The organism is Chitinophagales bacterium (assembly GCA_016787225.1).
Taxonomy (GTDB): domain Bacteria; phylum Bacteroidota; class Bacteroidia; order Chitinophagales; family JADJOU01; genus CHPMRC01.
This window is the reverse complement of record JAEUUY010000028.1, coordinates 1-11,287: the sequence shown is the minus strand read 5'-3', so window position 1 is coordinate 11,287 and position 11,287 is coordinate 1. Positions and strand designations below refer to the sequence as shown.

Below are 11,287 nucleotides of genomic sequence, written 5' to 3'. Positions count from 1 at the left end.
TCTTCAAAGTGAACAAGATGGTAGCTTCTATAAGGGATTTTCAGAAAATCCATTTTTGAGATTGGAATTTCACAATCTAGGAAAGAGTACCTTTACTTCAAAAAAACGTCCGTGGAAAATTGTCGGAATACTTGAGTTTAGCACAAAGCAACAGGCATTGGCCAAGGAACGTAAAATTAAAAAGTATAATAAAACAAGTCTGGAAGCTTTAATAGCTAGTTCTCAAAATCAAATTTCTAAATTTTTATCTTAGTGTTTGAAAACCGTTGATCCCGACAGTTTGTCGGGAGTCCAGGGGTTCGAATCCCTTTCTCTCCGCCGAACCAATTGAAGCTAGCTCTAAATGCTAGCTTTTTTTATTTGCATATGTTTTACAAGTTCTTAGAACAACCAATGTATATCTAATGCAGATCTCTTGCTACATTAATTTATCCATTGCTATCCCTAATGCTATTTTTTGTAAGCTAGTAAGGTCACTGGACGTCCGGAAACAGTCGTGAAGGGCATTTTTTATTGTTATGGACACATCTTCGAAAATGGCTTCTTCGGTTAGTATCACACCTTCTGGTTGCATTAAATAAGCAAAAACCCTCGCCATTCCGCAGTTCGCTATAAAGTCGGGAACTACGCTACATTTGGTATCGGTATATTGGGCTATTTCGCCATAAAAAACCTCTGCATCAGCAAAAGGTACATTGGCTCCACAACTGATGACTTCCAGACCATTAGCACAAAGACAATCTATTTGAGATTTCTGTACAATTTTTGATGCTGCTGCAGGGATGAATATATCAGCTTTTACCTGCCAAATTCTTTCATTGGTTTCTGCAAAACTGAGCATATTTGGGTGTGACAAGGCATTTCCATTCCTTGTCTCCATGAGGTTTTTTACCTCTTCGAGATTATACCCATTTTCAGAGATCAATCCTCCATCTTTGTCAATAATTCCTACGATTATTGCTCCTTGCTGAGCTAGATAATATGCAGCAGCGCCGGCTACATTGCCCCAACCTTGAATGATAACGCGCTTGCCTTCTAAATGTTCATTCTTATAGATATCATAGAAGTGACGTACAGATTCTGAAACACCATAGCCTGTTATTAAATCTGCTACTAGATAAGTTTTATCAGGATTCGGAGAAAGCTTAGTTGATTTGACCTCAAGCTCTACACCTTTTTGCAATTGGTGAATTTGCTTCTTTTTCAATTCATTATTGGGAGCATAATGTCCTACTACTATACCTTCCTGCGGGTGGTGTAGTCCATATTTTTCAGTAATTGGGACTACATCTTTGACTTCATCTACGTTCATATCTCCTCCTGTTCCATAATAATTTTGTAGCAAAGGCACCACTCGTTTATACCATTTATTAAGTACAAGTTGCTTTCTAGGGTCTTTGGGGTCAAAATTAATACCTGACTTTGCTCCGCCTATTTGAGGACCAGCTACCGTAAATTTTATTTCCATAGTCTTTGCTAAGGAAAGCACCTCATCTTTTGTACAACCTAATCTCATACGGGTACCGCCACCAGCAGCACCACCTCTTAAACTGTTGATAACAACCCATCCTTCAGCGCCAGTTTCATCGTCTTTCCATTCAAATACAATCTCTGGAGTCTTTGATTTATATTGATTGAGTTTTTCTAACATTTGATGAATGTTGAATTTTAATGTTAAGTATTGAATTTGATTCTTTTTGTCAATTGAGCAACGACTCTTTTCGCTATTAATTGACCATTATTGGCATAATTAGCATTAAGATGCTCTCCTTGTCATTCGTTTCGTTCGGAAGGATAAGACAAGCTCTGGCTGGGGTAGACATTTCTATCATCACCTCTTCTGAATGAATAGTAGAGAGTATTTCTGATAAATATTTAGAATTAAATCCTATGGTGAAATCTTCCCCATTATAGTTGACCATTAAATTTTCTCTACCTTCACTGGCATAATCGATATCTGTAGCCGAAACAGTCAACTGACTTCCAGCAATCTGAAATACGACTTGATGTGTAGTCTGACTGGTATATGGCGTCAAACGTCTCAGGGAAGAAAGCAATTCCTCTCTATTTATAACTAAAATATTCGGATTATTAGTAGGTATAACAGCATTGTAGTCAGGATATTGACTCTCTATTAGTCGGCAAATTAAGTAAATATTGCCAAATTTAAAGGAACAGTGATTTTTGTTGAAACTTATATCTACAGGTGAATTTTCACCAGGTAGTGAAGTTTTTAGCTGAGAAAGTACCTTTTTAGGTAGAATAAAACTAAAAGTACCATTAGCGCTGACATCCCTTCTCTTAAATCTAACGAGCTTTTGAGCGTCTGTAGCGACGAATGTAGCGCCGTCTTTATCAAACTGGCAATATAAACCCGTCATAGCCTTGCGCGATTCGTCATTTCCTATGGCAAAGCTCGCTTGACCTATAGCGTGATTGAGAATTACAGAATCCAGTGTCACATTCTGAGCGTCTTTGATTTGTGACAATTCAGGAAATTCTTTTGCATTGAAACCAGTCAATTTATAGTTACCGTTATTGGTTTGAATATCCAGTACATTGTCCGTATCATTGATGGACATCAATAAGGGCTGATCTGCTATAAACTTGATGGTATCCATAAGCTTTTTTGCAGGTACAGCTAGTGAGCCTGTATCCGAAGACTGGACAGGAATTTCAACTTTCATAGAGTTCTCTACATCAGAGGAAATAACCGTTAAATTATCTTTTTCTAATTTGAAAAGAAAGTTGTCAAGGATGGTGATTACGTTATTCGAACCAACTACACCATAGATTTTGCTTAGGTTGTCTCTTAATAATTGTGAAGATACAGTAAACTTCATTTTTTAATCTTAATTTTACGCAAAAATATGTTTTTTAGATTAATGAGCATTCTTAATTTAAAACAATCCAGCTAGCAATGAATCTGCGCTACATCATAGTTATTATTATTGTCGCACTATTCTCAATGATTGGTTTGGTCGCTATTCAGGTGTATTTCATAGAAAGTGCTTTCAAGCAGCAAATTGAGAATTTTGACAATCGCGTCTATACATCATTAGCCAAGTCGCTAGAAGACTATGAAAGACAGTCTAATATCCTTTTTTTTAAAAATAATCCTATAGCTCAGAAGGCATTTTCCTTGCAGGAAGAGTCAGCATCTATCTCTGAAGATTTAGATGAAATGACATTTACTTATAAACTAAAGGATACGAATAGTAAATTCTTTAAAGTATTAACGTCTGAGCTGAGTATACCGAAGGCGAGAATTCTCAATATGAAGGCTAAGGAGTTTGAGACTTTGAAGAAAAAGTATACTGAATTCAATGAAACGATGCGGATAAGAAGTAAGATTATGCTTTTTGAGAACACATGTATTGACGAGAAGCTGTTTCCCGATACCTTGAAAAATGTAATCAAGCGGCAGTTTGTGTTAGACAATATCCTTCTGGATTTTAAAACGTGCATCGTAGATAATACAACCCAATCGGTTATTTACTCTGATTTTCCTCGAATCTCAGAAGATCTACTTGCAAAAAGTTATAAATCGCAGCTCTTTCCCAATAGTATCTACAACGAATATGGCTTACTTTTTATCTATTTCCCTTTAAAAGATAAATACATTAATCAGCAAGTGTTACCAATGCTATTTACTTCCTTTTTCTTGATAGCCTTAGTGTTGGGATCATTTATTGTCACTTTTTATACGATATATAAGCAGAAGAAGTTAGGAGATATGAAGACGGACTTCATTAATAATATGACCCACGAGTTAAAAACACCGGTCGCAACTATAGGTCTAGCTAGTAATATGATTCGAAATGATAAAATTCTTACCAATAAGGAAAAAGTTTTACATTATGCTACCGTTATAAAGCAGGAGAATGAACGACTGTTAAATAATATTGAGAAAGTATTACAGGCAGCTAGATTGAAAAAATCGAGTATTAAGTTAAAAATATCTACCATCGATGTTAATGAAATTATATCTGATATTGTGAATAGAAATCAGCTCAATATAGAAGAGGTAAATGGCAAGCTCGCATTTTACCCTAATGCGGTTGATAGTATCATAGAAGCGGATAAAATACATGTCTCGAATATGGTTCATAATCTAATTGAAAATTCTATAAAATATCGAAAAGAAGATATACCGTTGGAAGTCCATGTAACTACCTATAACAAAGGAAAAGGCATAGAAATAGTCGTGGAGGATAATGGAATAGGGATACCTACTGAGGTATTAGAGCGTGTTTTTGAGAAATTTTATCGCGTACCTACAGGAAATGTGCATAATGTCAAAGGCTTTGGTCTAGGACTCAATTACGTCAAAGAAATGAGCGAGGCCCATGATGGATTCGTAACTGTGCACAGTGAATTAGGTAAAGGTAGTATATTTACTATATTTTTGCCTAGAACCTATTTAGGAAATCAACGTGAAGAATCAGAATAGTATAATAATAAATAAAAATAGTTTTAATTAATTTCGAAAATTAAATAATGCATACTCAGATTAATCTTAATCAGTTTTTAAATTCAAAAGAATCCATATTATCTCAGGAGCAAGGTCTCAAAGAAATTTATGAAAAATTAGAAGAGGCGACTAAAAAGATAAGTTTTGTTGTCAATCATGCTGCATTGGAAGATATTATAGGAAAAGCTGGAACAGAAAATGTACAAGGTGAAGAAGTTCAGCGCTTAGATATCATATCCAATGATTGGTTAATTGAATCATTAAAATCTTCGAAGTATTGTGCAGGTGTGGCTTCGGAAGAAATGGAAGACTTTATTGCATTCGAGCAGTGTCATAGCGAAGATGCACAATATATTGTATTGTTTGATCCTTTAGATGGAAGTAGTAATATTGATACTTGTTCTGCTATAGGTACCATTTTCAGTATTTATAAGAGAAAATCAAATGGAGATTTGTTGCTGTCTGATTTTCTGCAAAAAGGCAATGATATTTTAAGTGCAGGCTATGTCATATATGGTAGTTCTACCATTCTAGTATACTCTATGGGAAATGGCGTTCATGCTTTTACCTTGGACCAAATTGAGAAGCAGTATCTTCTATCACATGAAAACATACAAACCCCTTCATATACCAATATTCTTTCTATTAGCTTTGGATACTATAACTTATATGATAAACAAGTTATTGATTTTGTTAACTGGTGTTTAGATGAAGATAAAAGCTCTAAACGCCCATTTACACATCGATATATAGGATCTATGGTAGCGGATATTCATAGAAATTTGTTGAAAGGTGGTATATTTTTATATCCTGCTACTACCAAATCTCCTAAAGGCAAACTGAGACTGCAATATGAGTGTAATCCTCTGAGTTTTATTACTAAACATGCCAATGGAAAATACACCGATGGTAGTTCCGATATTTTAGAGATTATACCATCAGAGTTACACCAAAGAGTTCCTATTGCATTAGGTTCAAGCGATCTAGTAGATAAATATTTGAGTTTTAACTTGAATTAAGATTTGTGGATATAGTAGCCTATTGGTCTAAGCTAATCACTATTTTCTTATTTTCCATAGTGAAATACGGTTTAGGGCTATTTACAGCTATCAATCTAGATACAGGTATCATACCTTCTATTTTAGCAAATCTTGCTGGAGGAGCCATAGGCTTATTGATTTTTATTAATTTCGGCAGTTTTATTACTAAAAAATATTATGAAGTTAAATATCGGAACAACACCTATCATAGATTTAATAGATGGAATAAATTTTTAGTAAAGGTGCGACGAAGTATGGGCTTGTTTGGGATATCATTTCTTTCCCCAATTCTGTTGACTTTACCCGTTGGCGCAATGCTAGCACTGCAAATAACGGATAATAAGACAAAGATATTTATTTACATGTTCTCCTGTTGTATCTTCTGGAGTTCTGTATTTTTCTTTTTGAGTTTATATCTGGATATCAATCTTTATGAGGTCATTATGAGTTATTTTACTTAACTTTGTGGATTCGTAATGAAGAGAATAGTTTCTTTTAGTTTCTTTTGGCTTTATTTATTGTTCTTAGGCAATGCAAATTTATATGCCTATACCACTATAACCGAAGCTGTCGGTTCTTGCTGCAGTGAAGAAGCCACCACCTGCTGCGGGTCATGTTCTTCAGTGGAATCGTCTGATTCAGAAGGTAACTGCTGTCAAGGCAAAGGCTGTTGTGGATTTCAAGATACTCGTATTCCGAGTTCTATATTCCATGCAGAGGAATCTAAACTAGAGGTAACGGAGAAAATAGAAACACAAGTAAAGTCAAATTCGAAATTCAATAAGGCTGATTTTTACACCTTAAACTTTTTTTTCGCTAGGGTTGCTAAAAATAATTCAGGTTTCTATTGGAAACGTGAATTAATCAGTGATAGGCAATCTAAGTTCAGTATTTGGCGTTGTTAGTTCAATAGTTTTTTGGAAATATTGTGTTTCCAAATAGTCAAACAATTTTATTTAAAAATTTTTCAATTATCTCAGGTTAATGATAATGGAATATTAAACTTAACAAACGATGCAAATTAATACAAAATATATATTTTTTATTCTTAGTATAATGCTCTCAATTATTGTCAGAGCGCAAGAATCTAAAATAGAAGTCTTCAATATAGACAATCAACCAATAGAAAATGTTCAGGTACTGGATCATGAGGGCAAAACTCTGGGTCTTACCGATGTCAATGGTAGTATTACTATTCCTCAGACTTCGATACTACCTATCAAACTAAAGAAAATTGGATATAAAGAAGCGACAATACCACAGTTACAAGCGACTAATAGGGTAGAACTAAAAGTGAAATCTTTATCTGAAGTAAGTATAGTTGGAAATAAAACCCAAGAGCTCAAGAAGGCTGGTACAGAGGTTATAGACAAATGCGAACTAGGAAAACTCGCTTGTTGTAATCTGGCAGAGAGTCTCGAAAATACAAATACCGTTGACGTCAATTACTCAGATGGTATTACAGGTGGTAGAGAAATTCAAATGCTAGCTTTGGCGGGTACTTACTCCTCACAGATGAATGAAGGCATCCCTTATCATCGTGGTATATTGTCGAAAATAGGTCTTGAACTCGTGCCTGGTCCATGGATCGAGTCTATAGGTATTAGTAAGGGAATAGGCTCCGTGACGAATGGCTACGATAATATCAGTGGAGCTATGAATATCGAATTTATCAAACCTAAAAAATCGAAAGATTGGTTTTTGAATGGCTATATTTCAGAAATTGCTAAGACTGATTTAAATGTCATAAAAGGCATCCAAATCACAGATAATCTCTATACTAACTTTCTGGCTCACACATCATTTTCTCGCATGACTATGGATAACAATAGGGATGGTTTTACTGATATGCCAGTATTTATGAATCTCAATTTGATGAATAAATGGCAGTATCAGAGTGAAAGTGGGTTCCGTTTTCAGGCTATGATTCAGGGAACTTCTTATGAAAGTCAAGCTGGGCAGATAGATCATTCGAATCATGTAAGTCATATTGGTTCTGATTATATTATCAACCAAAATCATAAATCTTTGCAGGCTCAGTTTAAAACTGGTTGGGAGTTAAACGCAGATAAAGAGTCTAGTTTTGCAGTTCTATATAAACTTAACTACGCTACTCAGAATGGAGATATAGCTGGTCGAATCATCGATAATAATCAGATTTATGCTAGTGTTTCTCCCATTTATTATTCCAATCTTAGTGGAGAAAATTCTAAAATAAAACTTGGCTTACAATCTTTGTACAATAAGGAACATGAGCGTATAGGAAGTTTACATTTTAGTAAAAAGGAAATTGTAAATGGAGTTTTTGCCGAATGGACTGGCAAGAAAGATGCGATGACTGCTATTCTCGGTGTGCGAGGCGATTATCACAATGACTTAGGATTCTTCTTTTCTCCGAGAGCTAGTTTCATTTTCGCGCCTAATGAACAGCATAGTTTAAAATTCAACGGAGGATTTGGATTCAAAACCCCTACTATTTTGACGGAGACCTTCGGATTCTTAATTTCCAATAGAACGGTACAAATGCCTGCGAATTTAGAAGCAGAAAGAGCCTTTAATGGCGGAGTAAGTTACAGATTGAGTTATAAATTATTCGGTATGGCTTCTACGATAGATGCGGGTTATTTTCTTACGCTCTTCCAAAATCAGCTCATATTGAATTTAGAGACCCCAGAACTCTTGAAAATAGAGTATCTCAAGGAAAAAAGTAGAGCTCAGAGCTTTCAGATTGATAATGATATGAAGATCGATAAAAACTGGAGTTTGAGACTATCTTATAAAAATGATCAAACTTTAGTAGTTTACGATGGCCAAGAAAAACTCTTACCCTTATTAAAAACGGATAAATTTCTTGCCAATTTGTATTGGGTTTCCACAGAAGAAAAATGGAGATTTTCAACGACGCTACTCGTCAATGGACGAGCGCGCATACCAAATATGAGCTTGACTCCTGAGAATTTTTCACCTTGGTATCCTATAGTACACGCACAGATAAACTATGTGCCGAATGACCGCATGGATTTTTATATAGGTTCGGAAAATATCTTTGCCTACAATCAGTATGATCGTATTCAAAGTTTTGAAAATACCAATCTCAAATCTTTCGACGCTGGTATGATTTGGGGACCTATGGATGTGCGGAGAATGTATATAGGTGGGAAGGTGCGGTTTTAAAGTTCAATTAATTTCTCTTTTGGGTCTCCATAATGTGAGACTTAATAGGGATTGAGCTATTAAGTTATAAAAGAATATAAAAATTTAAAATGGAACAAATTATAAGAATTCTATTACCAGCTTATTTTGTTATTTATTTTGGTATAGCCTTTGTCGCAAAAAGTTTAATTGTAGCTAGAAGAATAGGACAAAATCCGTTGGTATTACCGAAAGATGATTCAGCTTATGGATTGATTGGATATTATTTTAAGATTACATTAATATTAATGTTTATCTATACTGTGTTTTATGCGTTAATCCCAGCACATTACGAAATCTTTTTAGTATTACAAATATTGGATGTTTTATATCTAAAGTATATAGGAATCGGACTTTTAGTATTAGCACTAATCTGGACAATTATAGCTCAAACAGATATGAAAGACTCTTGGCGAATTGGGATAGATACACAAACTAAAACTGAACTTATTACGACTGGATTATTTAAATATTCAAGAAATCCAATTTTTTTAGGGATGTTAACAGCCTTGTTAGGTCTTTTTTTGCTAACACCAAATGCATTAACTTTAATTTTTCTATTGGTAGGATATATTTTAATTCAAATTCAGATTCGACTGGAAGAAGAATTTCTAGCAAAAGAACACGGAGATAATTATTTATCGTATATGCTAAAAGTTAGACGTTTTATTTAATTGATTAATAATTATTTGTATTTAGCTAATCCCCATAAAACGTAATTAGCATTTGAATCTTCGAATTCGTTTCCATTTCTGGTAGTTTTTCAAAGAGAATGGTATGGGCAGAGAAGTCTTGTTCTAGGCCTTGTGCGAAGGCTTGATAGCCATCTTCCTCTTTATCGAAGATAAAATACAAGACCGCTTTATGAAAATGTAATGTCGGATGTAGGTTTGACTCTATTCCATTATCTAAAATTTCTATGGCTTCTTCTAAGCTGAATTTCAAGGCTAATATATAGGCAAATTTACTGATATAATACGACGTTGAACTATGAAGAAGGATAATATTTTTATATAATTCACAGGCCTCTTCTATTTTTTCTAGACCAATAAAAATATCGGCTTTGAGTTCTAAGTAATGAGCCAGTTCTTTGCTTTTTTCTAAGGCTTTATTTATCAATGGAAGCGCCGCTTCATATTTTTTTTCTTGGTAGTAGGTTTTAGCGAGTTCATAATAAATATCGTCATTGGTTTCATCGATACTCAGTGCTTCTTTGAAAAAGACTTTGGCTTTATGCAAATTGCCGAGTTCTCTGTAAGCCTTGGCATAGGTTTGGTAATCCAGACTCTCTAGGTCATCGTCTTTTTCCAATTCTTTCAAGCAATCGATGGCTTTTTCATAGTCCCCTGCTTCATAGAAAACCTGCGCCATATCACCCAGTACATTGACATCTTCATCTATCGCATTGATATATTCCAGACATTCTATAGCCTTCTCATACATTCCTAGTTCCCGGTATGTAACCGCTAAGTAATACCATGCCTCATCATTAAACGGATCATTATCTATGAGTCCTTGGAAAAACTCAACTTTCTCTGCTATTTTGTCTAAAATAGACATAGTAATAGAATAGAGATAGAGCGCATCTTCGTTGGTAGGATTAAGGGCTATTGTTTTTTCTAGAAGTGGAATCACTTCCTTATATTCGCCTTGATGATCAAATATTTCTGCAAGATGAAGATAGAGTTCATCGAGATTGTCACGACATTCTTCCAGCCCTTGTTCGCATATCTCTATGGCTTTCTCATAATTATTTCGAAGAACATAGACTTCAGATAGAATGATATAATAGTCAATATCACTTTTATCAATTTTAAAATTATTGATAAGATAGTCCTCTGCATGATCTAATTCTCCTAGTTCGATATGGGCGTCCGCTTTTGTCAGACAGAATTCGGAAGAAAAGGGGTAGATTGTAAGCGCCATTTCACTGGCGTCCAAGGCCAACTGCGCTTGGTTATTTTGTAAATAATAATGTATAATGGATTCAAACTCGTCTTCTTCAAAACGAATCGTTTCGTTTAGCACCAATGCTTCCTCAAACTGTTGAAGCAACTCTTGGAGAGTTTCAAATTCCAATTTATCTTTTTTATTCATAATAGCACTATGAACGTTAATTCTATGATAAAAGTAGTTTAAACAAATAATTTTTCATCAAATAGATTTCAACATTTTCCTAACTTATTTTAGGTTAAATATATAATCTCAAACACCTTGAACTCAATTGTATAACGCAACGATTTGAGATAAGTTTATACCTTAGTAATTTTTAAATAATTTCATCATTTTTAAAGAAAGGTAAATCTTATTGATAAATTAAGTAAGCGATTAATTTATTATTTATATATTTGCACTCCCATAGCGCGGGGTAGAGCAGTAGGTAGCTCGTCGGGCTCATAACCCGAAGGTCGCACGTTCGAGTCGTGTCCCCGCTACTAATTTTTTAAGAGACCCAACGGTCTCTTTTTTTTATGGAAGAATATGTTGTTTATGTTTTGTATTCTATGTCTCATTCCAAACGATATATTGGATATACGAGCAATTTGATAGAACGATTTAAGTCTCATAACACCTTATCTAA

The 11,287-nt window shown here is 34.6% G+C and carries 11 protein-coding genes and 1 tRNA gene; 9 read left to right on the top strand and 3 right to left on the bottom strand.

The features are described 5' to 3' along the window. The coding region (locus tag JNL75_10900; protein ID MBL7790325.1) for a GIY-YIG nuclease family protein at positions 1 to 253 on the top strand (253 nt) is incomplete at its 5' end. Between the two features lie 165 nt (positions 254 to 418). On the opposite strand, the gene JNL75_10895 is transcribed toward JNL75_10900, so the two are convergent. Together JNL75_10895 and dnaN are read right to left on the bottom strand one after the other, a co-directional pair. Then, positions 419 to 1,651, bottom strand: a complete 1,233-nt coding sequence (locus tag JNL75_10895) for a hypothetical protein (GenBank protein MBL7790324.1) — start codon at positions 1,649 to 1,651, stop codon at positions 419 to 421. Positions 1,652 to 1,727: 76 nt separating this feature from the next. After that, the gene (gene dnaN, locus JNL75_10890; GenBank protein MBL7790323.1) at positions 1,728 to 2,843 is read right to left on the bottom strand and encodes a DNA polymerase III subunit beta; all 1,116 of its coding nucleotides are present in this window, start codon (positions 2,841 to 2,843) and stop codon (positions 1,728 to 1,730) included. A gap of 77 nt (positions 2,844 to 2,920) precedes the next feature. Between dnaN and JNL75_10885 the strand changes: the two genes are divergently transcribed. From JNL75_10885 to JNL75_10860, 6 genes are all read left to right on the top strand, one after another. Further along, positions 2,921 to 4,453 carry a HAMP domain-containing histidine kinase gene (locus JNL75_10885; GenBank protein MBL7790322.1) on the top strand — a complete coding sequence of 511 codons (1,533 nt, stop codon included), beginning with the start codon at positions 2,921 to 2,923 and terminating at the stop codon, positions 4,451 to 4,453. A gap of 47 nt (positions 4,454 to 4,500) precedes the next feature. Beyond that, complete coding sequence (fbp, locus tag JNL75_10880) at positions 4,501 to 5,493, top strand: class 1 fructose-bisphosphatase (protein MBL7790321.1); 993 nt, start codon at positions 4,501 to 4,503, stop codon at positions 5,491 to 5,493. Positions 5,494 to 5,498: 5 nt separating this feature from the next. Continuing rightward, positions 5,499 to 5,975, top strand: coding sequence for a hypothetical protein (locus JNL75_10875; protein MBL7790320.1), 477 nt, complete (start codon positions 5,499 to 5,501; stop codon positions 5,973 to 5,975). A 15-nt stretch (positions 5,976 to 5,990) separates the two neighbouring features. After that, positions 5,991 to 6,419, top strand: a complete 429-nt coding sequence (locus JNL75_10870) for a hypothetical protein (protein MBL7790319.1) — start codon at positions 5,991 to 5,993, stop codon at positions 6,417 to 6,419. Between the two features lie 151 nt (positions 6,420 to 6,570). Continuing rightward, entirely contained in the window at positions 6,571 to 8,688 is a 2,118-nt protein-coding gene (locus JNL75_10865) for a TonB-dependent receptor (protein MBL7790318.1), read from the top strand. 89 nt (positions 8,689 to 8,777) lie between these two features. After that, positions 8,778 to 9,380, top strand: coding sequence for an isoprenylcysteine carboxylmethyltransferase family protein (locus JNL75_10860; GenBank protein MBL7790317.1), 603 nt, complete (start codon positions 8,778 to 8,780; stop codon positions 9,378 to 9,380). Between the two features lie 25 nt (positions 9,381 to 9,405). On the opposite strand, the gene JNL75_10855 is transcribed toward JNL75_10860, so the two are convergent. Further along, entirely contained in the window at positions 9,406 to 10,803 is a 1,398-nt protein-coding gene (locus JNL75_10855; GenBank protein ID MBL7790316.1) for a tetratricopeptide repeat protein, read from the bottom strand. Positions 10,804 to 11,068: 265 nt separating this feature from the next. On the opposite strand from JNL75_10855, the gene JNL75_10850 reads away from it, so the two are divergent. Both JNL75_10850 and JNL75_10845 read left to right on the top strand, forming a co-directional pair. After that, positions 11,069 to 11,141, top strand: a tRNA-Met gene (locus tag JNL75_10850). Between the two features lie 36 nt (positions 11,142 to 11,177). Next, positions 11,178 to 11,287 (top strand): GIY-YIG nuclease family protein (locus JNL75_10845; GenBank protein ID MBL7790315.1); only part of this gene is annotated, 110 nt, incomplete at its 3' end.